The sequence below is a fragment of the Rhizobium sp. SVR5-2C genome, from assembly GCF_056755115.1.
The window spans coordinates 1-229 of sequence record NZ_JBNDHT010000679.1; the positions used below are offsets into that span (position 1 = coordinate 1).

The window sequence follows — 229 nt, forward strand, 5'->3', positions numbered from 1 at the left end:
GGAGCGCGACAGCGGTAGAGAAGGTCTTCCCGTCGCATTTGCTCATCAACTTCTTGGGGAACACATAACCGGCAGGGAAGGTGAGGATCAACTCCGGCGCGGTATCGCCGGCGGCGGGCAGGGCGATCTGCAGCCAGAGCTGCTTTTTATCCTCCGAAACCTTTTAGGACGTCACCTTGAACTGTGACGAAGGGTTTTCCGGCAGCGATGCCTCGGCGTTCTTCAGGAT

At 58.1% G+C, this 229-nt stretch carries 1 protein-coding gene; it reads left to right on the forward strand.

Annotated features, from left to right (window positions below; all coding sequences use genetic code 11):
- Positions 1-187, forward strand: a 187-nt coding sequence (locus ACPYOI_RS37350) for a hypothetical protein (protein ID WP_481424340.1), incomplete at its 5' end; no start/stop codon positions are given.
- Positions 188-229: the final 42 nt, after the last annotated feature.